This is a genomic window from Cryobacterium sp. Y57, assembly GCF_002929505.1.
Lineage (GTDB): Bacteria > Actinomycetota > Actinomycetes > Actinomycetales > Microbacteriaceae > Cryobacterium.
The window spans coordinates 22,722-43,777 of record NZ_PJJL01000063.1 but is presented as its reverse complement, the minus strand read 5'-3'; the positions used below and the strand labels follow the sequence as shown (position 1 = coordinate 43,777).

Annotated in this window: 18 protein-coding genes and 1 tRNA gene; 12 read left to right on the top strand and 7 right to left on the bottom strand. The window is 64.4% G+C overall.

All coding sequences use genetic code 11. The annotated features are described in order from the left end of the window. Window positions 1–135: 135 nt before the first annotated feature. From CXY72_RS07175 to CXY72_RS07155, 6 genes are all read right to left on the bottom strand, one after another. Window positions 136–2,568 carry an ice-binding family protein gene (locus CXY72_RS07175; protein ID WP_104127005.1) on the bottom strand — a complete coding sequence of 811 codons (2,433 nt, stop codon included), beginning with the start codon at window positions 2,566–2,568 and terminating at the stop codon, window positions 136–138. Then, window positions 2,565–3,446 carry a DUF916 domain-containing protein gene (locus CXY72_RS07170; protein ID WP_233197706.1) on the bottom strand — a complete coding sequence of 294 codons (882 nt, stop codon included), beginning with the start codon at window positions 3,444–3,446 and terminating at the stop codon, window positions 2,565–2,567. The genes CXY72_RS07175 and CXY72_RS07170 overlap by 4 nt, the downstream gene beginning before the upstream one ends. 54 nt (window positions 3,447–3,500) lie before the next feature. Beyond that, on the bottom strand, window positions 3,501–3,632 hold the full coding sequence (locus tag CXY72_RS20340; RefSeq protein WP_255409259.1) for a hypothetical protein: 132 nt from the start codon (window positions 3,630–3,632) through the stop codon (window positions 3,501–3,503). A gap of 226 nt (window positions 3,633–3,858) precedes the next feature. Continuing rightward, on the bottom strand, window positions 3,859–4,464 hold the full coding sequence (locus tag CXY72_RS07165; protein ID WP_146071097.1) for a hypothetical protein: 606 nt from the start codon (window positions 4,462–4,464) through the stop codon (window positions 3,859–3,861). A 186-nt stretch (window positions 4,465–4,650) separates the two neighbouring features. After that, window positions 4,651–5,751 (bottom strand): acyl-CoA desaturase, encoded by a 1,101-nt coding sequence (locus CXY72_RS07160; protein WP_104127003.1) that lies wholly within the window; start codon window positions 5,749–5,751, stop codon window positions 4,651–4,653. 172 nt (window positions 5,752–5,923) lie between these two features. Next, window positions 5,924–7,543, bottom strand: coding sequence for a dolichyl-phosphate-mannose--protein mannosyltransferase (locus CXY72_RS07155; protein WP_233197699.1), 1,620 nt, complete (start codon window positions 7,541–7,543; stop codon window positions 5,924–5,926). Between CXY72_RS07155 and rsmI the strand changes: the two genes are divergently transcribed. From rsmI to CXY72_RS07110, 9 genes are all read left to right on the top strand, one after another. After that, on the top strand, window positions 7,542–8,405 hold the full coding sequence (gene rsmI / locus CXY72_RS07150) for a 16S rRNA (cytidine(1402)-2'-O)-methyltransferase (protein ID WP_104127002.1): 864 nt from the start codon (window positions 7,542–7,544) through the stop codon (window positions 8,403–8,405). The genes CXY72_RS07155 and rsmI overlap by 2 nt on opposite strands. Before the next feature lie 60 nt (window positions 8,406–8,465). Further along, a complete protein-coding gene (gene metG / locus CXY72_RS07145) occupies window positions 8,466–10,037 on the top strand; it encodes a methionine--tRNA ligase (protein WP_104127001.1) in 1,572 nt (523 codons plus the stop codon). Further along, window positions 10,030–11,013 (top strand): TatD family hydrolase, encoded by a 984-nt coding sequence (locus CXY72_RS07140; RefSeq protein WP_104127000.1) that lies wholly within the window; start codon window positions 10,030–10,032, stop codon window positions 11,011–11,013. The genes metG and CXY72_RS07140 overlap by 8 nt, the downstream gene beginning before the upstream one ends. Further along, window positions 11,010–11,885 carry a 16S rRNA (adenine(1518)-N(6)/adenine(1519)-N(6))-dimethyltransferase RsmA gene (rsmA, locus tag CXY72_RS07135; RefSeq protein ID WP_104126999.1) on the top strand — a complete coding sequence of 292 codons (876 nt, stop codon included), beginning with the start codon at window positions 11,010–11,012 and terminating at the stop codon, window positions 11,883–11,885. Before CXY72_RS07140 ends, rsmA begins: the two co-directional genes overlap by 4 nt. Window positions 11,886–12,081: 196 nt before the next feature. After that, window positions 12,082–13,017: a 4-(cytidine 5'-diphospho)-2-C-methyl-D-erythritol kinase gene (locus CXY72_RS07130; RefSeq protein ID WP_199183979.1), complete on the top strand. Its 936-nt coding sequence runs from the start codon at window positions 12,082–12,084 to the stop codon at window positions 13,015–13,017. Window positions 13,018–13,162: 145 nt separating this feature from the next. After that, a complete protein-coding gene (locus CXY72_RS07125; RefSeq protein ID WP_104126998.1) occupies window positions 13,163–14,956 on the top strand; it encodes an ABC-F family ATP-binding cassette domain-containing protein in 1,794 nt (597 codons plus the stop codon). Window positions 14,957–15,155: 199 nt separating this feature from the next. Then, complete coding sequence (locus CXY72_RS07120; protein ID WP_104126997.1) at window positions 15,156–16,046, top strand: MetQ/NlpA family ABC transporter substrate-binding protein; 891 nt, start codon at window positions 15,156–15,158, stop codon at window positions 16,044–16,046. Between the two features lie 132 nt (window positions 16,047–16,178). Further along, window positions 16,179–17,207: a methionine ABC transporter ATP-binding protein gene (locus CXY72_RS07115; RefSeq protein ID WP_104126996.1), complete on the top strand. Its 1,029-nt coding sequence runs from the start codon at window positions 16,179–16,181 to the stop codon at window positions 17,205–17,207. Window position 17,208: 1 nt separating this feature from the next. Next, the gene (locus CXY72_RS07110; protein WP_104126995.1) at window positions 17,209–17,868 is read left to right on the top strand and encodes a methionine ABC transporter permease; all 660 of its coding nucleotides are present in this window, start codon (window positions 17,209–17,211) and stop codon (window positions 17,866–17,868) included. A gap of 6 nt (window positions 17,869–17,874) precedes the next feature. Here CXY72_RS07110 and CXY72_RS07105 read toward each other — a convergent pair whose 3' ends face one another. After that, window positions 17,875–18,366, bottom strand: a complete 492-nt coding sequence (locus CXY72_RS07105; protein WP_104126994.1) for a MarR family winged helix-turn-helix transcriptional regulator — start codon at window positions 18,364–18,366, stop codon at window positions 17,875–17,877. A gap of 121 nt (window positions 18,367–18,487) precedes the next feature. On the opposite strand from CXY72_RS07105, the gene CXY72_RS07100 reads away from it, so the two are divergent. From CXY72_RS07100 to CXY72_RS07090, 3 genes are all read left to right on the top strand, one after another. Continuing rightward, window positions 18,488–18,559, top strand: a tRNA-Gln gene (locus CXY72_RS07100). A gap of 35 nt (window positions 18,560–18,594) precedes the next feature. Continuing rightward, window positions 18,595–20,046, top strand: a complete 1,452-nt coding sequence (gene glmU / locus CXY72_RS07095; protein ID WP_104126993.1) for a bifunctional UDP-N-acetylglucosamine diphosphorylase/glucosamine-1-phosphate N-acetyltransferase GlmU — start codon at window positions 18,595–18,597, stop codon at window positions 20,044–20,046. Beyond that, a complete protein-coding gene (locus tag CXY72_RS07090) occupies window positions 20,047–21,024 on the top strand; it encodes a ribose-phosphate diphosphokinase (RefSeq protein ID WP_104126992.1) in 978 nt (325 codons plus the stop codon). Window positions 21,025–21,056 lie beyond the last annotated feature (32 nt).

Here is a 21,056-nt window from a genome sequence, read left to right as displayed (position 1 = left end):
ACGAGTTCCAGTGGCGATGAATCAATCCTCACACGGCGTCCGCACCGATGTGGGGTTCGTCGCGCAGAGTTGAATCAGCGTTGGCTCAAGGTTGGCGCAATGCCCCGAATGGGCATTGGCACCGGTCGCAGCGAGCTACGAAATGGTGAAAGTGAGCACCGTGACATAGGGGTTCATTGGCGAGTTGTCGATGGCGCCGGAGTAGTTCGACCGGTACGCGTTGGTGGGAATCATCAGGCTGTACGTCGGTGTCAGCAGGTAGGTGCCCCGGTGCGAGCCGGTGGTAGCGATCAGGGTCTGCGGGCTGGCTGAGAGCGCTAGCGTCGGCGCGGTGATGCCGGTCGCGGCATCGGTATTGGAGCCGGTGGTGATGGTGCCAGGGGCGATGCTCAGGTTATGCACGGAAAGCATTCGGTCTTCGGTTTCGACCGTTCCGGCCGCGCTGGTGGGCACGGTAGCGCTCACCGAGAGGGTCCAGGGCGCTCCGGTACCGCGCGCATCGATGATCGACCACTGGGTCGAGACGCCCGTGGCGAATTGGGGGTGGGTGCCGAGGAGGGTCACCGCTGACAGTGTCGCGCCGGCGGTGGCAGCGGTGAGGTGACCGGCGGGTGGCACCGGACTGGTGGAACTCGCCGTGCTCATCATGACGGCGCCGTTGGCGGTTAGCGCTCGTCCGAGGTAGCTGACTCCGGCTCCGATCGAGATCGCTGCCATGCCGATGATCGTGCCGGTGAAAGCGGATGTCGCCCCGAGCGACACCGCCCCGGCCACCTGCCAGTAGACCCGCGACGCCTGCGCTCCGTTGGTCAGGATGACGCTGCTGCCGGCAGCCGTGTTGAAGGCGGCATCCACTTGGATGATGAAGGTAGCGTTCGGGTTGCCCTGTCCATCGAGGATGAGCGTGGTGCTGATGGCGAGGGCGGCAGCGGCCTTGTAGACCCCGGAGGTGAGGGTGCGGCCGGCGAGGTCACCAGCGAGGGCGGTGCTCGCTGGCCTCGCCGCGGCATCCTTGTACGCTGCGGCGAGGTCGACCTGCGCGGCAGCCGCGGCAGCATCGCCGCCGTGGATGGTTCCGCTGAGTACGCCAGGCGGAAACCCAGTGACCGCCGTTCCCGGGCTCACGCCGATATCGCCGTCGAAGGAGGAGTTACCCGTGTTGGCGACCGAGGTGGTCGCCAGGATGGCGTAGCTGCTTGCGCTGCCGAGGTTCACTCCGGAATCGGTCGTGAAGGTGCTGCTGCCGAGGGTTACGGTGCCGTTTCGGGTGAGCGCACGGCCGATGAAACTCGAATTCGTGCCGACGGTGATCGCCGCCTGGCCGAGGATGATGCCCGAGAACGATGATGACGCTCCCAGCTGCACGGCGCCATCGACCTGCCAGAACACCCGGGACGGCTGTGCGCCGTTGATCAGGCGCAGGTTGCTGGCTGCGCTGGTCGTGAGGGTGCTGTCGAGCTGAAAAATGAACACGGCGTTCGGGTTACCCTGCCCATCGAGGGTCACCGACGAACCGAGGGCCAGCGCTCCCGAAGCGGCATACACGCCGGCTTTGTACGTCTGGCCGGTCAGATTGCCGCTCAGACTGAAGGTCGGCGTGCGCGCAGCGGCATCGTTGATTGCCGCTAGAAGGTCGATCTGAGCCTGGGCGCTCTCTGCCGTGCCGAGGTGCGTACGTCCCGTCACCATCCCGGGGGGAAAGCCGGTCAGGCCGTTACCCGGGCTTACTCCGAGGCTGCCGCTGAGGGTCGTTCCACCGGAATTCAGAACAGATGTGCCGGCCAAAACCGAATAGGTTCCGGCGGTTTTCAGCGTCGCGGGCGGTTCGGTCATGAAGATACTGCTCGCCATGACAATGGCGCCGTTGGAGGTGAGTGCTCGGCCCGTGAAGGTCGTGCCAGCCCCGATGGAGATGGCGGCGAGGCCCAGTACGTTTCCGCTGAATGATGAGGCTGCGCCGAGTGAGACCGCTCCGACGACCTGCCAGAACACATTCGACGCCTGGGCGCCGTTGGCCAGGATAATGCTGCTGGCCGCTGCAGTGTCGAACGCCCCGTCGACCTGGAAGATGAACACCGCGGTGGGGTCGTTCTGGGCGTCGAGGGTGAGGGCTGTACTCACAGTGAGGGCGGCGGTGGATTTGTAGACGCCCGCGGTGAGCGTGTGCCCGGCGAGATCTCCGCCAACGGCGCCGGTCGGTAGGCGACCCGCAGCATCAGCGTAGGCCGAGGCGAGGTCGGCCTGGGCTGCCTTGGCATGGCTGTCCCCGGCGTGGATGCTGCCGGTGAGAATCCCGGGCGGGAAGCCGGTGATGGCCGTACCAGGGCTGGTTCCAGCATTGCCGCTCAGCGCACTGTCGCCCGTGCTCACGATGGCGTTGAAGGCGAGCGCAGAGTAGCTGCCGGCCGTCTTCAGATCGACCGTTGCGGCGGCAGCCTCGGCGGGGGACTGCGGCACGAGAAAGCTGGCCAGCAGGAGGAGAATCGTGAGCCCCGTGGTGGCAAGCGGGTGTGTTCGACGCTCTCCCGGCCTGCGTTCGTGGTGTCGGGCTGGGTGCGTGCGCGTCATCGTCCCGAAGGCCGCTCAGGAACGGCGGACTCGGAATTGTCGGAATCGCCACGCACCATCGGGACCGCTGACTCGCCGGCCATTCGAGGCTCGGCCCGCGGCATCTGCGCGACCTGCGCGAGCGCCAGGCGGGCACGCCGAACGAAGAGCGCGGCACGCCAGGCGCCGAACACGAGTACCAGTACCAGCACGAGCCCGATGAGGATGATCCACCACGGCACGTAGCTGAACGCGGTGTTCATTCGCTCAGTTCCCGCTTCGGACACGAGGGTAGCGTCGGCGCTGCCCAGCTGGATGAAGGCAGCCTGCGGCAGCGTCGCCTGCAGGGTGAGTGTCGCGCCGGGCAGGATACTCTCCGGCGTTTCAAATTGCAGCTCGGTTGTGGCGCCGATCACACTGTTCAGGCTCAGGCTGGCCTTCGGATACAGAATGGTGTTCCCCGTGTTCTGGATCGGCAGGGTGAACGAGACCGCGTCACCGGAGCGTTCCCAGTTCAAGCCGCCGTGGCTCAACCGGGTCGTTGCGTTGCCAGCCACCGTCAGGTAGATACGTACACCCTGACGCTGGATCACGTCCAGGCGCAGCGCCGCGTCGCCGGTGGACGTGGTCGTTTCACCCTGAATGGGCGGACTCTGGATGATGATGCCACCGGCGTAGTCGCCCGGGGTCGCTGTCAGGGGAACGTTCAGTCGAAACGGAACGGACAGGTCAGAGTTGGCCGGAACGGTGATTGCTTCAGCGCCGAGAGTCACCCAGCTGCCCACATTCGATTGCGCGTCGGCCTGCGCGGCGAGGGCGAACGCGCCCTGCGCGGTGCTCTGACCGTCGACCGCGTAATTGAACAGAGTGACCGCGGCATCCGTGTGGTTGCTGACAATGGCGTTGGCTTGGACGGCGGCACCGGGAGCGAGGGTGAAGTGGAAAAAGTCTGATTAGAGTTCCGGGCGGATGCCGAGAGTCCCGTCATCGATGGCGGCGGCGGGCGAGCTCACAATGAGGGTGGCGAACCCGGGGGCCAGCACGGCGACGGCCACGAGCAGAGCGAGCCGGCGAACCAGACGCATACCAGCCGGTTTCCGAAACGAATCTGGTGTGGGCTGACGCACAGGTATCCGGCGACGTGCGGTGGAACGGTGTGACATGGGGTGGACCTCAGCGTGGTATCCGGCATGACCCCCCCAGTTGAGGAACTAGGTTATTCTCACACGCCGGTCCCCAATTTTTGCCCGTGTGGCGGTCAGTGTTGGCTCAAGATTGGCAGCATTCGCTCAAGGTTCGCGCAGGGCCGGATCAGGCGATTGTGAACGTGAGGACCGAGACGAACGGGTGCACGGGGGATCCGTCGATCACACCCGAAAAATTCGATCGGTAAGCGTTGGGCGGAACCCTCAGGCTGAACTCCGGCGTCAGGGTGAACGTGCCTTTGCCTAAGGTGCTGGTCCAGACCAGGGCCTGCGGCCGGCCGGAGACGGCGACGGGTTCGGTCGTGGGGGCGGCATCGGCGCCCTCACTGGAGTGGGCGGTGACGATTCCGGGCGTGATGGTCAGGTTCTCCACGGCAACGGTGCGCTCGATGGTATCGAGTGTGCCCGGCGCGCTGGTGAAATCAGTGGCACTCACCGACAGGCTCCATGCTGCGCTGGAGCCGCGACCGTTCGTGATGGTCCATTGAGCGGGGCTGCCGACCGAGGTGTGGCCCGAGCGCCCGTCCAGAACGACGGGGGTCATCTGCGTGGGTGCAGAGACGACGGCCGAGAGTGCTCCGCCGAGAATCGCCGAGCTGATCGCGTCGGAGGAGGTGTCGGCGCTGGCCGATGGCGAGAGAACGACGACCAGTCCGACGGCCAGAACGATACTCGTCAATCCGATCAGACCGAGCTCGGTGCGACCTGCCACGAAAATCCCCCTAGAGATGCCGATGGTTTCGGCACTGGCTGACACCTATCGGTACCGACGACCCGAGTCGAAGGATCTTCATCGTAACAACTCCACCTTGCTATGGATACCAATACCCGAATGCCCACAAAATGAAAAAAAGGCCGCCTCCCCGAAGGGAGACGGCCTGACGATGATTGCGTCGGCCTAGTGCGTGCGGAAGCGCTGCACCATCGGGCAATCGAACGGGTCTCGTGCCGCGAGACCGACCCGGTTGAGGTACGCGATGACGATGCCGTAGCTTTCGAAGACGCCGGTTTCGGTGTATTTCACGTCGTGGGAGAGGCAGTATTTCTTGGCGATCTCCTGGGCCTTGCGCAGGTGGGGGCGGGCCATGTTCGGAAACAGGTGGTGCTCGATCTGGTAGTTGAGGCCACCCATGTAGTGGTCGATGAAGGTTCCTCCGCGAATGTTGCGGCTGGTGAGCACCTGGCGGCGCAGAAAGTCGACCTTGCTTTCGGCCGGAAGCTGCGGCATCCCCTTGTGGTTGGGGGCAAAGGAAGCGCCCATGTAGACGCCGAATACCGCCATCTGCACGCCGACGAAGGCGAACGCCATGCCGAGCGGTAGAAAGTAGAAGATGACGGCGAAGTAGGCGATGATGCGCGTCACGAGCATCGTGATCTCGACCCAGCGCTCACTGACCTTGTTCTTGCCGAAGACGGTCTTGAAGCCCTGGATGTGCAGGTTGATGCCTTCGAACATCAACAGCGGGAAGAAGAAATAGCCCTGTTTGCGAGTGATGATGGCGCCGACTCGGCTGACTTTTTTGGCGTCGTCTTCACGGAAGACGATGAAGTCTGGTTCGATGTCGGGGTCTTTGCCGATGACGTTCGGCTGGGCGTGGTGACGGCTGTGCTTGGTCATCCACCAGGCGTAGCTGATGCCGACGAAGAGGTTGGCGAGAACGCGGCCCGCTCGGTCGTTGGCTTTGCCGGAGGTGAACACGGCGCGGTGCGAGGCTTCGTGAGCCAGGAAGGCGAACTGGGTGAAGATGAGGCCCAGCGCGGCGGCGATGATCAGTTGGTACCAGGTGTCTCCCAGCAGCACGAATCCGACGGCAGCGCCGAGGGTGGCAGCCACGAGAGTCGAGAAAACCAGCCAGTAGAAACCGGTGCGGCGGCCGAGAAGACCGAGATTGCGCACGGTGTGCAGGAGCGCTGAATATTCTGTGGTGGGGTTTTTCGTGTCTCCACCCGGCCGGGTCCTGATGATGCGGACCGAGGGTGCGGCTAGTGCTTCCGACATGAGGCCTTCCTGAGCTTGGAATTCTCAGCGTTCGGGACTTCTCAGCCGGGAAATGAGCAATTACTCGTGGAACAGATAGCGGTCAGTCTACGGTCGGGAACTCCCCGTTCGCTCACAATTCACACGTTTTTCTCAGTCATTATATGCCAAAAATGGAATGTATCTGACCGATCTATCGCCAACTGGGCATCCAAATGTGGAGTTGCCAAAACGCGAAGGAAGTCTGCATTCCGGTCCAAACCGGGAAGAAGAATGCCGTAACCAGCAGCGTGACTCCCAGCCCCAGGACCACCGCGGTGACGGCGCCCGCCCGCGGTTGGAGGTCATATTCCGGCACCTGCAAATGTGCTGAATGCCTGCGTCGTGGCCGCGCCTGGTCGGGAATACGCTTGAGGAGTAGCCCGATGACGAAGGTGAGACCGAGCAGCAGGTATGGCTCGAACGCGACTGTGTAGAACTGGAAGACCGTGCGGTTCAGATACATCAGCCACGGCAGATAACCGGCGACCATGCCCATCAGGATGAAGCCGACCCGCCACTCGCGATACCGGGCGAGTCGGTAGACGAGGTAGAACAAGGCCGCTGTGGCGGCCCACCAGATCAGCGGGTTACCGACGGAGGTGATGGCCTCGGAGCAGCTCTGAAACTGGCAGCCGAGTTCGCCCGCGTCCGAGCCGCGGTAATACATGCTGGTTGGCCGGATCATGAACAGCCAGGTCAGTGGGTTCGCCTGATATGGATGCGGTGTGGCAAGCCCCACGTGGTAGGTGTACGCAGCGGCCTGGTAGTGCCAGAAGCTTTGGAGCGTGTGCGGCACCCACGCCAGTGGTCCGGTCCAGGCGGCGCCCACCCCGTCAGCCCAGTCGCGGTAGTAGCCACCCCGGGTGACAAACCAGCCGGTCCAGGAGACTAGGAACGTGGCGCCGGCGATGGGAACGAGCGTCAGGAACGTGGCGGGGGCCTGTTTGAGGATGGCAGCACTGAGCCAGAATGAGACGCCGTTACGACGCCGGGCCAGGGCATCGACGACGACGAGGTAGACGCCGAACGCGGCGAGAAAATACAGGCCTGACCACTTCACCGAACTGGTCAGTCCAAAGGCGAGGCCGGCAGAGAGCAACCACGGCCGCCACCACAGTGTGGGACCCCAGCCGGGGTTGTTTCGACCCGCGAGCCGGGTTGCGAGACGCGTCGCGTGCCACTCTCGGTCCATCAACACGGCGCCGAAACCGAGCAGGGCGAAGAACATCACGAAATTATCGAGTAACGCCACGCGGCTCATGACGATGGCATGCCCGTCGATGGCGAGCAGAAAACCGGCGACCAAGGCGAGTAATCGCGACTGAAACAGTTTCTGCGCCACGAGCATGATGAGCACAACCGCGAGTACCCCGACCACGACCGTCGCCAGTCGCCAGCCCCAGGGATTACCGGGGCCGAGCAGATTCATGCCGAGCGCGATCAGCCACTTGCCGAGCGGCGGATGCACCACGAAAGAGGGATCCGACATGTAGATATCGGTCTGCCCGGCTTCAAACAGCGGGTTGGCGTCGGTCGGCCACGTCGATTCGTAGCCGTTGTTGAACAGGGTCCAGGCGTCTTTCACGTAGAAGGTCTCGTCGAACACGAGCGCGTGCGGCAGGCCGAGGTTCCACAAACGCAACGCGGCGGCCAGTAGCACTACGGCGAGGTGGCTGCCCCAGCGAACCCATCGACTAGTAGCGAGCACCACACCATCGTAGCGAGCGAGCGAAGAACGAATGTTCGGCTGGTGCTGCGAGAATTGCAGCATGATCATCCTTGCTGCCACCCCGATCGGAAACCTCGGCGACGCTTCCCGGCGCCTCATCGAGACCCTGAGCACGATCACCATCGTGGCGGCCGAGGACACCCGCGTCACCGTGCACCTGCTCAAGGCCCTCGGGATCGAAAATCGGCCAAGACTCATTGCCCTGCACGACCACAACGAACGCGGCAAGGCAGCCGAACTCGTCGAACTGGCCCGCGATGTCGACATTCTGGTGCTCAGTGACGCCGGAATGCCCACCGTTTCTGACCCGGGTTTTCACTTAGTGGATGCCGCAGCCGCAGCTGGCGTGCAGGTCACGGCCCTGCCGGGACCCTCGGCTGTGCTGACCGCTCTTGCCGTCTCGGGGCTTCCGACGGACCGGTTCACCTTTGAGGGGTTTCTGCCGCGCAAGCACGGCGAGCGGGTCAAACTGCTGCGTGAGCTCGCTGCCGAACGTCGCACCATGGTGTTCTTTGAATCGCCCAATCGTCTTGCCGACTCCCTGACCGATCTGGCCACAACGCTCGGCGCTGACCGCCGGGTCGTGGTTTGCCGGGAATTGACCAAGTTCTTCGAGGAAGTCAAACGTGGCACGGCGAGCGAACTGGCCGAGTGGGCGGCTGCGGGGGTGCGCGGCGAAATCTGTATCGTCGTTGCGGGCGCCGAAGTGCGGGTATTGGACCTAGCCGTGGGGGTAGCGGAGGTGCTGCAACTGGTGGCCGGCGGCATCCGTTTGAAAGACGCTGCAGCCGACGTATCGGCCGCCAGCGGGCTCGGCAAGCGTGAACTCTACGAGCATGCCCTGCAGGCCAGGGCGGGCGCGCCGCTGCCGAAACCCGACCGCTCGGCCTTTCCGCTCGGCTGATCTGACACCCCCGGGCGTAACCGGGCCAGACCATAAGCGCTCGCCGCATAAGATGAACGCATGTCCGCAGGTTCTTTCTACATCACCACGCCCATTTTCTACGTGAATGATGTGCCGCACATCGGGCACGCCTACACGGAGGTGGCGGCCGACGTTCTCGCGCGCTGGCACCGGCAGTCGGGTGACGACGCCTGGCTATTGACCGGCACCGACGAACACGGCCAGAAGATTCTGCGCACGGCGATCGCCAACGGCGTCACCCCCAAGGAATGGGCCGACCGTTTGGTTGAAACCGCCTGGAAGCCGCTGCTGGAGACCGTCAATATTAACAACGACGACTTCATCCGCACGACGGACGAACGCCACGAGGTGAACGCGCAGAAGTTTCTCCAGCACCTGCACGATGAGGGTCACATCTACACCGGCGAGTATGAGGGGTACTACTGCGTCGGGTGCGAAGAGTACAAACAGGCCACCGACCTGGTCGACGGCACCGGGGAGTACGTCGGCCAGCTGGTCTGCGCGATCCACTCCAAGCCGGTCGAGCTGCTGCACGAGAAGAACTACTTCTTCAAGATGAGCGCCTTCGCTGACCGGTTGCTTGCTTTGTACGAAGAAAACCCCAATTTCGTGCAGCCGGAGGCGGCGCGAAATGAGGTCATGTCCTTCGTCAAGCGCGGCCTGTCCGACCTGTCGATCTCCCGCTCGAGCTTTGACTGGGGCATCAAGGTGCCCTGGGATCAATCACACGTCGTCTACGTCTGGTTCGACGCTCTACTGAACTACATCACCGCGGCCGGTTACGGTCAAAACGATGAGGAGTTCGCGAGCCGCTGGCCAGCCACGCACATCGTCGGCAAGGACATTCTGCGCTTTCATGCCGTCATCTGGCCGGCCATGCTCATGGCCGCCGGCATCGAGGTGCCCAAGCAGGTTTTCGGCCACGGCTGGCTACTGGTCGGCGGCGAGAAGATGAGCAAGTCCAAGCTCACCGGAATCGCCCCGAGCCAAATCACCGACACGTTCGGCTCCGACGCCTTTCGTTATTACTTCATGCGCGCCATCAGCTTCGGCCAGGACGGCTCGTTCAGCTGGGAAGACCTCTCGGCCCGGTACCAGTCCGAGCTCGCCAACGGCTTCGGTAACCTCGCCTCCCGCGTGACCGCCATGGTGGTGCGCTACTGCGACGGCATCGTGCCCGTCAGCGGCGAGCTTTTGGCCGCCGACCTCGCGATTGCAGCGACCGAAAAGCGGGTGACGGATGCCGCTGGTGCCTTCATCGAGACTCTCGCCATCCACGACGCACTGGCCAGCGTGTGGGAACTCGTCGATGAGCTCAACGGCTACATCACCCTGCAGGAGCCGTGGGCGCTGGCCAAGAACTCCGAAACGCGAGCGCGACTGGAAACAGTGCTGCACACCGCCGTACGCGGTCTCGGCACCCTCACCGTGCTGCTCTCGCCGGTCATCCCCATCGCCACCGCCAAACTGTGGAACGCTCTCGGCGGCGACGGCGCCCTCGCAGACCAGCGCGTCGACCGGGCCTGGGAATGGGCAGGCGGCTCCCAGGTGAGCCCGCTCGAACCACTGTTCCCACGTATCGAATCGATCGTGGAGCCAACCGATGGCTAGCGACTCGCTGGCCGGGCTCGACGGAGGCGTCGACGGTTACGGCAGCGCTATTCGCCGCCGCGAGAACACCGCGCGCCGCGACCTGAGCTACCCGCCATTGCCGGAGCCGCTCACGGTGCCCGTCTACGACAACCACACCCATCTCGAGATCGCCGACGGCGAGTATCCGCTCAGCTATCGGGAACAGCTCGACCGCGCCTCGAGCGTTGGCGTTCGCGGTGTCATCCAGGTCGGCGGCGACGTCGAAACCTCACGCTGGTCGGCCGCCGCGGCACTGAACGAACCGCGCATGCTCGCCGCGGTCGCGATCCACCCCAACGAGGCGCCTGCTCTTGAAGAAGCCGGCGCCCTCGACGACGCCATCGCCGCGATCGACGAACTCGCCGGGCAGCCGCGCGTGGTCGCCGTCGGCGAGACCGGGCTCGACTTTTTTCGTACTCCCGAAGCGGGTCGCGCCGCCCAGTTTCGCTCCTTTGAGGCGCACATTCGCATCGCCAAGAAGAACAACCTCGCGCTGCAGATTCACGACCGCGATGCCCACGAGGCTGTGATCGAAACGCTGCTCAAGGTCGGCGCCCCCGAACGAACCGTCTTTCACTGCTTCTCTGGCGACGCCGACATGGCCCGAATCTGTGCCGCGCGAGGCTGGTACATGTCCTTTGCCGGAAATGTCACGTTCAAAAACGCCGACAACTTGCGCGCCGCCCTGTCCGCCGCCCCGCGCAACCTGCTGCTGGTCGAAACGGATGCCCCGTTCCTCACCCCGCTGCCCTACCGCGGCCGACCCAATGCGCCGTACCTGCTGCCCAACACGCTGCGCGGCATGGCCGCTCACCTCGAAACGGATGTCTCCCTGCTCTCCGCTCAAATCACCGCCAACACGGAACTGGTCTACGGGCGCTGGGATGCGGAGCCGGTCACCGCGGCTCACGATGTTCCGCGCCCAGACCAGGCCCCCCATGGAGGTCTGGCATGACCGACGGAACCGCTGAGGAGGCGAAACCCGTCAAGACCCTTCTCGGACCCGCCGAGATTCGCGACCTCGCCGAGATGCTCGGTGTCAATCCGACCAAGAAGCTCGGCCAGAACTTCGTCATCGACGGCAACACTGTGCGGCGCATCGTGAAGGTCGCCGCCGTCGCACCCGGTGACACCGTCGTCGAGGTCGGCCCCGGCCTCGGCTCGCTCACGCTCGGCATGCTCGAGATCGGTGCCAGCGTCGTCGCCGTCGAAATCGACGACCGCCTGGCCGAGCAGTTGCCACTGACCGTCGAACTCATGCAGCCGGGCGCCCAGCTCACCGTCATTCGCGCCGACGCCCTGAAGATCACCGAGCTGCCCGGCGACCCCACCCGGCTCGTCGCCAACCTGCCCTATAACGTCTCGGTACCGGTGTTGCTCTACCTGCTCGAACACTTCTCGTCGATCCGAGCCGGTGTCGTCATGGTGCAGGCCGAGGTCGGCGAACGTCTCGCCGCCCCGCCCGGCAATAAGATCTATGGAAGCCCGAGCGTCAAAGCCGCCTGGTACGGCGATTTCCGCACCGCCGGCAAGGTGAGCCGGCAGGTATTCTGGCCGGTTCCGAACGTCGATTCGATCCTGATCGCCTTCGAACGCCGCGCGGCACCGCTGGAATCCGAAGAACTGCGCCGCAAAACCTTCGCGCTCGTCGACGCTGCTTTTCAGCAGCGACGCAAGATGCTGCGGCAATCCCTGTCGGTCGTTCTCGGGGACTCAGCAGCGGCGGCTGCCGTGATGAGCGCGGCGGGTATCGACCCGACGACGCGGGGAGAGCAGCTCACCGTTCATGACTTTCTGGCCATCGCCCGGGTCTGGCCCGAGAACTAGAAAACAGTTCGATCTTTGGCCGCCGTGTTTTCTGCGCAAAAGTCGCGCGGCGAACATCCGTTTCACTGACGTGTCAGCGTCTAACCGTGGCCGCCGAGATTGCACCGCCGACATTACGCGGGCTTAGGGGGCAGCGCCAGCGTAGCCGGTACTGGCCGCGTCGCTAGAGGCTAAGCGGCTGGGCTAAGTTAAAAGCATGATCACGTCCGCCGGTACCACCGTTGTGCACGCGCGGGCCCCCGGCAAAGTCAACGTCTTCCTCAAAGTCGGCGCCGTAATGGAAGACGGTTATCACGACCTCGCGACCGCCTACCAGGCCGTTTCGCTGTTCGAAGAGGTCAGGGCCAGCCCGGCCTCCGACTTCTCCGTCGAGTTCAGCGGCAGCATCGATACTTCCGGCCTCGCCGTCGGCGGCACCAACCTGGTCATCAAGGCAGCTCGGGCCCTTGCCCGCAAGGCCGGCTACCGCGGCGGCGTACACCTCGAGGTGGAAAAGAACGTTCCGATCGCCGGCGGAATGGGTGGTGGCTCGGCGGATGCCGCAGCTACCCTGCTCGCCTGCGACGCCCTTTGGGGCACCAGCGCCAGCAAAGACGAACTCCTCGCCATTGCCACCACGCTCGGCGCCGACGTACCGTTCTCGTTCACCGGTGGCACCGCCATCGGTACCGGCCGGGGCGACCAGCTCAGCCCGGCACTGGCCAAGGGCAAGTTTCAATGGGTACTCGCCCTGGCCGACTTTGGAATGTCGACTCCCGGGGTTTACCACGAGCTCGACCGGCACCGCGACCGCCACGCCCAGGACATCTTTCCGGCGGAACACCAGCCCAGTGTCGACGCGAACGTGCTGCAGGCGTTGCGAGCAGGCGACCCGCATATGCTCGCCGACGTGCTGCACAACGATCTGCAAGCCCCCGCACTGCACCTCGTCCCGGGCCTCGGTAAGGTGCTGCAGCTCGGCGAAGAAAACGGCGCCCTCGCCGGTATCCTCTCGGGTTCGGGCCCGACCGTGGCTTTTCTGGTCGCGGATGCCGACAGCGCGCTCGAATTGCAGGTCGCGCTCTCGGCCAGTCGCTTGCGCGTCGTGCGCGCCACCGGCCCGGTGCACGGTGCTCGCCTCATCAACGACTAGTCCCTTCCGGGCATAACTCCTGCAATCTGCCGGACAGTGGCGAAACGCCCGCGTCATTCCGGGGGACCTAGAAAGCACGGTGGCAAATTGCAGGAGTTATGCTCGCTGATCCGGGGGCCGCGGCCGTGCCGTAAACTGGGCGGCTATGGCACATCTTCTCGGGGCTGAGTCCCTGCACCTCGAATTTCCCACCCGCGTCATCTTCGACAGCGTCACTGCCGGCCTCAACGAGGGCGACCGCATCGGCGTCGTCGGCAAGAACGGCGACGGCAAGTCAACCCTCATGCGCCTGCTGGCCGGCCGTATGGAACCCGATGAGGGACGGGTCACCCGCCGTCGCGGTGTCACGATCGGCATGCTGGACCAGTCCGATGACCTTGCCTCGGGCCAGACCGTCGGCCACACCATCGTCGGCAGCATCGAGGAACACGTTTGGGCGGGCGACGCCAAGGTGCGCGACGTCATCGGCGGCTTGGTGCGCGACATTCCGTGGGACGCCCTCGTCGACGACCTCTCCGGTGGCCAGCGCCGCCGGGTGGCCTTGGCTGCCGTACTCATCGGCGACTACGACGTGATCTTCCTGGACGAGCCCACCAACCACCTCGACGTCGAGGGCATTTCCTGGCTCGCCGGGCACCTCAAGACCCGTTGGGCCGCGCAGAGCGGCGGGCTCGTGGTCGTCACCCACGACCGGTGGTTCCTCGACGAGGTCTGCAACATCACCTGGGAGGTGCACGACCGCCTCATCGAGCCCTTCGAGGGTGGCTACGCCGCCTACATCCTGCAGCGTGTGGAGCGCGACCGCATGAGTTCCGTCGTCGAATCCAAGCGCCAAAACCTCATGAAAAAGGAACTGGCCTGGCTGCGCCGCGGCGCCCCGGCCCGCACCGCGAAGCCTAAGTTCCGCATCGATGCCGCGAACGTGCTGATCGAAAACGAGCCGCCGCCCCGCGACACCGTCTCGATGCAGTCCATGGCGATGCAGCGCCTCGGCAAGGACGTCGTCGACCTCATCGACATCGGCGTGAAGTTCGGCGAGAAGACCGTTCTCAATGACATCACCTGGCGCATCGCGCCAGGGGAACGCACCGGCATCATGGGCGTCAACGGTGCCGGCAAGTCCACCCTGCTGAACCTGGTCGCCGGCACGCTGCAGCCTACGACCGGCCAAGTGAAGCGCGGCAAGACCATCAAGGTTGCCGTGCTCACCCAGCAATTGTTCGAACTCGATGAGATTCGCAATGACCGCGTCAGCGACGTCATCGGCCGGCAGAAGACCAGCTACATGGCCGGCGGCAAGGAGATCACGCCGGGGCAGATGCTCGAACGTATGGGCTTTCTCAGCGCCCAGCTCACCACCCAGGTCAAGGACCTCTCGGGTGGTCAGAAGCGTCGCCTGCAGCTGCTGCTGATCGTGCTCGACGAACCCAACGTGCTCATTCTCGACGAGCCCACCAACGACCTCGACACCGACATGCTCGCAGCGATGGAAGACCTGCTCGATTCCTTTCCCGGCACCCTGCTGGTTGTCTCGCACGACCGGTATCTCATCGAGCGCGTCACCGACAACCAGTACGCGGTCATGGACGGCGGCTTTCGCCACCTGCCCGGCGGCGTCGACCAGTATCTCGAGGTGCGCCGCAAGGCCGTCGCCGGCCCGGCCTCCGGAACCCCCGCGGATGCCGCCAGCGCGAACAAGAAGATCCCCACCCTCGGCGGCGCTGAACTGCGCAACGCCCAGAAGGAGCTCGGATCGATCGACCGCAAGGTGGTCAAGCTGCAGGAGCGCATCGCCCAGAAACATGAGAAACTCGCCACGCACGACCAGTTCGATTTTGCCGGTCTCAGCGAGCTCGGCGTGAAGCTGACCGAACTCGAAGAGACCATCGCCACGCTCGAAACGCGCTGGGTCGAACTTACTGAGTTGATCGAGGGCTAACGTCGCAGAAACTGTGACGCAGTGTGTCCGGAAGGCCCACGCGTCGCAGTTTCGGCGCGTATCGTTGTTGAGTGCCTCGCAGAGCTGCGGCACAGACCCCCACCCCCAATACCCGGGGTTGCTCTGTGCCCAAATAATCGCTGTGCCTATTATCGCCATCGGCGCTCTCGGGGAATTCACACAGCGAAAGAGAACCTCCATGAAAAAGCCACGTTCCCTCAAGAAGTCCGTACTGGCCGCACTCGCGATCCTGCCGCTTGCGGCACTGCTAGCCGGGTGCGCAGGCGCCGCTGGTGATGAAGATGTCGTGAAAATCGGTGTCGTCGACGAGAGCGAACCGTACTGGGGCGTATTCAAGGAAGCCGCCGCCGACGCAGGGATCACGGTCGACCTGGTCAACTTCGCGACCTACGAGCAGCCGAACCCCGCCCTGACCGCCGGCGAAATCGACCTCAATCAATTTCAGACCATCGTCTACCTCGCCAACTACAACGTGGCGAGCAGCCAGGACCTCTCGGCAATCGGCGCCACCGCAATCTACCCGCTGGGTCTCTATTCCACGCAGTACACCAGCGTCGATGAGATTCAGAAGGGCGACACGGTCGCCGTGCCCAATGACCAGAGCAACATGGCCCGCGCCCTCGTCGTACTCCAATCAGCCGGTCTGATCGAGCTCACCGACGGTGGCACGATTTCGTCGTCGCTCGACGACATCGACACCGCCGCCTCGCGGGTGAAAGTGACGGCTCTCGACGCGTCGCTCACGACGACCTCGCTACCCGACGTCGCCGCCGCGATCGTCAACAACGAGTTTGTTGGAAAAGCCGGGCTCAGCTTCTCGGACGCCATCGCCCAGGACGACCCGGCCGACGCCAAGTCCGTGCCCTATGCGAACGTCTTTGCAGCGCGTGCCGAGGACAAAGACAACGCGACATACCAGAAGCTCGTCGAGATCTACCAGACCACGAAGGCCGTTCAGGATGGCGTTCGCGAAGCGTCCGGCGATACGGCAGTGCTGTTGACGACGCCCGTTTCCGAGCTTGAAGCGTCGCGCGTCGCGGTCGAGGCCGACACTAAGGCTCAGAAGTAAGCATCAGCGCTACCGCGCGAGCAGTTTCGGTTCTTTGTGAGATTCACGGCCAAAAGCCGAGACTGCTCGTTCGTGTTCCCCGGCGCGACACCAGGACACATCAGCAACAAGAAGGTTTTTGAGGAACAACGGATGGCTCTAGTAAGCCTGAGGAATGTCAGCAAGGTATACCCGCCCGCGAGCAAGGGCGCACCGAGCGTCACGGCGATCGACTCGGTCAGTCTCGACGTGGAGGCCGGCGACATCTACGGGATAATCGGATATTCCGGTGCCGGTAAGAGCACTCTTGTGCGACTCGTGAATGCTCTCGAACATTCAACGAGCGGCGAGATCATCGTCGACGGGCAGGATATCGCCGTGCTGCCGGAGCGCGCCCTGCGCAAGGTACGCCTCGGCATCGGCATGATCTTTCAACAGTTCAACCTGCTCGGCTCTCGCACCGTGGCCCGCAACGTGGCCTACCCGCTCCAAGTGGCCGGGTATCCCAAAAAGCAGCGCGCCGCCCGGGTGGCCGAACTGCTCGACTTCGTCGGCCTGTCCGATAAAGCCGGGTCGTTTCCCGACCAGCTCTCCGGCGGTCAGAAGCAGCGGGTGGGCATCGCCCGCGCCCTCGCCACCCAGCCGAGCATCCTGCTCGCTGACGAAGCCACGAGCGCGCTCGATCCGGAGACCACGCACGAGGTGCTCGCGCTGCTGAAACGGGTGAATGCGGAATTCGGGGTCACCATCATCGTGATCACCCACGAAATGGACGTCATCCAGACCATCGCGACCAAGGTCGCCGTGATGGACCAGGGTCGGGTCATCGAGCGCGGACCGGTCTTTGACGTGTTCTCGAACCCGCAAGCCGCGGCATCCGCTCGATTCGTCGCGACCGTGGTCAAGGGGGTGCCGTCTGCGGCCGAGCTCGCCGTGCTGCGCGCACGGCATGCCGGTCGCATCGTCACGCTCGCCTTTCGCGACAGCGCGGTCGACCAGGGTGCCGTCTTCGGCGAACTGGCTCGGGCAGGCATCGCTTTCGAGGTCGTCTACGGCGGAATCAACGAGATCCAGGGGAGACCGTTCGGGCATCTCACCCTCGCCCTCACAGCCGCCGATCGGGTGATCGACACGGTGCTTGCCCACATTCGAACGCTCACGACCGTCACGGAGGTGCGCTGACATGGATGCACTCATCGACCTGCTGCCCGAACTGTGGACGGCCACCTACGAGACCCTGTATATCGTCGCGATGACCCTGTTCTTCGGTGGCATTGGCGGACTGCTGGTGGGCCTCGGGCTCTACCTGACCCGAGCCGGCAGCATCCTGGAGAACAAGCCGTTGTTCTTCGTGCTCAATCTGCTGGTCAACTTCATTCGCCCGATTCCGTTCATCATCTTTCTGGCCGCGGCCCAACCGCTGGCCCGGGCCGTCACCGGCAGCGGCATCGGCAACAACGCGATCATCTTCACGATCGCTCTCGCAGCATCCTTCGCCATGGCTCGCATCGTGGAGCAGAACCTGCTGACCGTGACGCCCGGCGTGATCGACGCTGCGCGCAGTGTCGGTGCCGGGCCGATTCGTATCATCTTCACGGTATTGCTGCCCGAGGCGCTCGGGCCGCTGATTCTCGGCTATACGTTCATCTTTGTCGCGCTGGTGGATATGTCGGCCGTTGCCGGTTACGTCGGTGGCGGGGGCCTCGGTAATTTCGCGCTGCTCTACGGCTATCGTCAGTTCAACCCCATCGTGACCTGGGCGGCCGTGCTGCTGATCATCGTGCTGGTGCAGTTCGTGCAGTTCTTCGGCAACTACCTCGCGCGCAAGGCTCTTCGCCGGTAGCGGTGGCTAGTCGAAGTCGAGGCTGAGCTTGCGCAGCAGGCCGGCCAGCCGGTCCTGATCGGTGACCGAGAGGGTGTCGAGCAGTTCGGCTTCGGCGTCGACGAGCCGGGTAATGGCGGCATCCACACGGGTCAGACCGGCCGGGGTCATGCCCACGAGGATGCCGCGGCCGTCGTTGGGCGCAGAGCGGCGCTTGACCAGATCGCGGTCGACGAGACGGTCGATGCGGTTCGTCATGGTGCCGCTGGAAACGAGTGTCTGCTGCAGAAGGGCTTTCGGGCTCAGCTCGTATGGGGTGCCCGCGCGGCGCAGCGCCGAGAGCACATCGAACTCCCACGACGCGAGCTCGGAGCGGGAGAAGGCCGTGCGACGGGCCCGGTCGAGGTGCTTGGACAATCGAGCGACTCGGCTGAGTACCTGCAGCGGCGCAAAATCAAGATCGGGCCGTTCACGCAGCCACGAATCGACGATTCGGTCGACTTCATCATGGCCAGGCATTGCTCCATTATCCCGCTTTTCCGGGGGTTTCTTCGCGCAGAAGCCCCGAGAGGGTGCCAGCGGCGTCGCGGACCGCCAGAATCTGGCAGACTTGACTGGTTGCTGGCTCCGGCCGGCATGGTCCGCCATAGTGTAACGGCAGCACGGCAACCTTTGGAGTTGTTCGGTCCAGGTTCGAATCCTGGTGGCGGAGCCCTCACTTTCTCTCCCGATTGCGTTAGGAAACCTGTGACAGACGCCCGCCTCGCCATCATCGTGTTGGCCGCCGGCCAGGGCACCCGCATGAAGTCCAGTCTGCCGAAGCTGCTGCATCCGCTCGCCGGAGTGCCCATTGTCAGCCATGTGCTGGCCACTGCGCGCGCCCTCGACGCCGCGCATGTCGTGACCGTCGTACGGCACGAACGCGACCTGCTCGCCGCCGTCGTGGCCGAAGACCTGCCGGAAAGTACCATCGTCGACCAGGACGAGATCCCCGGCACCGGCCGCGCCGTCGAACAGGCCGTCGCCGCGCTTCCCGCTGATTTCGACGGTGACGTGCTCGTCATCAACGGCGACGTGCCGCTGCTGAACGCTGCAACCCTCGCCTCGTTCATCGCCTCCCACCGCAAGGGCGCAGCGGCGGGAACCGTGCTCTCCGCCTACCCGGACGATGCGACCGGGTATGGGCGCATCATCCGCTCGGTCGAGGGTGCGTTCGACCGCATCGTCGAGCAAAAAGATGCGACGGATGCCGAACTGGCCGTCACCGAGATCAACGCGGGCGTCTACCTGTTCGGCCTGGCCGCGCTGCGCGTGCAGTTGGCGCAGCTGACCACCGCGAACGCGCAGGGTGAGAAATACCTCACCGATGTGATCGAACTGCTGCGCCGGGCCGGCTCCGAGGTGAGCGCCGTTCCCGTCGCCGACGCCTGGATCGTGGCCGGCATCAACGACCGTGCCCAGCTCGGCGACACCGCCCAGAAGCTCAACGCCCTGATCGTGCGCGGCTGGCAGCTCGCCGGCGTGACCGTGCAAGACCCGGCCACCACCTGGATCGACCTGAAAGCCGTGCTCGCGGCCGACGTCACGGTGCTGCCCGGCACCCAGATCATCGGGGCCACAGTGGTGGCCACTGGCGCCATCATCGGACCCGACACCACCCTGCGCGACTGCGAGATCGGCGAAGGCGCCCGCGTGAATCGTACTGACGCGACCCTCGCGGTGATCGAGGCGCGAGCGTCTGTCGGGCCATTCTCGTATCTGCGCCCGAAGACCGTACTCGGCGCCGACGGTAAAATCGGGGCCTTCGTCGAGACCAAGAACGCGCAGATCGGCGCCGGCAGCAAGGTGCCCCATCTGAGCTACGTGGGCGACGCCACGGTTGGTGTGGGGTCGAACATCGGTGCCGGAACAATCTTCGCCAACTATGACGGCGTGGCCAAACACCACTCGGAGATCGGATCGCGCGTGCGCACCGGGTCGCACAACGTGTTCGTCGCGCCGATTACAATTGGGGACGGGGCGTACACGGGGGCTGGCACTGTCGTTCGCAAGAGCGTTCCGGCCGGCGCACTGGCTATCAACGTGGCGCCGCAACGCAACATGGACGGCTGGGTTCACGTCAACCGTCCGGGCACAGCCGCGGATACCGCGGCGGCAGCAAGTCTGCGCCCCACAAGCAGCGAAAAGACTGGAGAATAAGTGTCGGAAATTAAGTCCAGTGGCGACAAACGACTCGTACTGGTGTCGGGGCGAGCACACCCGCAGCTCGCTCTCGACATTGCCACGGAGCTTGGTTCAGAGCTGCTCCACACCGATGCACGCACCTTCGCCAACGGCGAACTGTATGCCCGGTTCGATGAGAGCGTGCGCGGCTCGGATGCGTTCGTCATCCAATCCCACACCGCGCCGATCAACGAGTGGCTGATGGAACAGCTCATCATGGTCGACGCGCTCAAGCGGGCTTCCGCCAAGCGCATCACCGTCGTCGCACCGTTCTACCCCTACGCCCGGCAGGACAAGAAAGGCCGCGGTCGCGAGCCGATCTCGGCCCGCCTGGTCGCCGACCTGTTCAAGGTCGCCGGCGCCGACCGTATCATGTCGATCGACCTGCACGCCGCCCAGATCCAGGGCTTCTTCGACGGTCCCGTCGACCACCTGTTCGCCATGCCGGTGCTTCTGGAGCACTTCCGCGAGAAGCTCGACCCGGCCACCCTCACCGTGGTTTCGCCCGACATGGGCCGCGTGCGCGTCGCCGACATCTGGAGTGACCGGCTCGGTGTGCCGCTCGCTATCATCCACAAGCGACGAGACCCGCTCGTTCCCAACCAGGTCTCCGTGCACGAGATCGTCGGCCAGGTGAGCGGTCGCGTCTGCCTCATCGTCGACGACATGATCGATACCGGTCGCACCATTGCCTTGGCCGCCGAGGCCCTGCGGGAAGCCGGCGCTATCGGCGTCGTCGTAGCTGCCACCCACGCCGTGTTCAGCGACCCGGCCGTAGATATGCTGCAGAACCCGGCCATCAGCGCCGTCGTCGTCACCGACACGCTGCCGATCCCGCCGGAGAAGCGCTTCCCAACCCTCACCGTGCTGCCGATCGCGCCACTGCTGGCTCGCGCCATCCACGAGGTCTTTGATGAGGGTTCGGTCACCTCGATGTTCGACGGTGCAGCATAGGGCACGTCGCCGCATAGGGCAGAGACCGGTCG

Coding starts and splice junctions, on each gene's coding strand:
- CXY72_RS07175 (WP_104127005.1), bottom strand. CDS start 2,568: ATGACGCGCACGCACCCAGCCCGACACCACGAACGCAGGCCGGGAGAG.
- CXY72_RS20340 (WP_255409259.1), bottom strand. CDS start 3,632: ATGCGTCTGGTTCGCCGGCTCGCTCTGCTCGTGGCCGTCGCCGTGCTG.
- CXY72_RS07160 (WP_104127003.1), bottom strand. CDS start 5,751: ATGTCGGAAGCACTAGCCGCACCCTCGGTCCGCATCATCAGGACCCGG.
- rsmI (WP_104127002.1), top strand. CDS start 7,542: ATGATCATCCTTGCTGCCACCCCGATCGGAAACCTCGGCGACGCTTCC.
- CXY72_RS07155 (WP_233197699.1), bottom strand. CDS start 7,543: ATGCTGCAATTCTCGCAGCACCAGCCGAACATTCGTTCTTCGCTCGCT.
- metG (WP_104127001.1), top strand. CDS start 8,466: ATGTCCGCAGGTTCTTTCTACATCACCACGCCCATTTTCTACGTGAAT.
- CXY72_RS07140 (WP_104127000.1), top strand. CDS start 10,030: ATGGCTAGCGACTCGCTGGCCGGGCTCGACGGAGGCGTCGACGGTTAC.
- rsmA (WP_104126999.1), top strand. CDS start 11,010: ATGACCGACGGAACCGCTGAGGAGGCGAAACCCGTCAAGACCCTTCTC.
- CXY72_RS07130 (WP_199183979.1), top strand. CDS start 12,082: ATGATCACGTCCGCCGGTACCACCGTTGTGCACGCGCGGGCCCCCGGC.
- CXY72_RS07125 (WP_104126998.1), top strand. CDS start 13,163: ATGGCACATCTTCTCGGGGCTGAGTCCCTGCACCTCGAATTTCCCACC.
- CXY72_RS07120 (WP_104126997.1), top strand. CDS start 15,156: ATGAAAAAGCCACGTTCCCTCAAGAAGTCCGTACTGGCCGCACTCGCG.
- CXY72_RS07115 (WP_104126996.1), top strand. CDS start 16,179: ATGGCTCTAGTAAGCCTGAGGAATGTCAGCAAGGTATACCCGCCCGCG.
- CXY72_RS07110 (WP_104126995.1), top strand. CDS start 17,209: ATGGATGCACTCATCGACCTGCTGCCCGAACTGTGGACGGCCACCTAC.
- CXY72_RS07105 (WP_104126994.1), bottom strand. CDS start 18,366: ATGCCTGGCCATGATGAAGTCGACCGAATCGTCGATTCGTGGCTGCGT.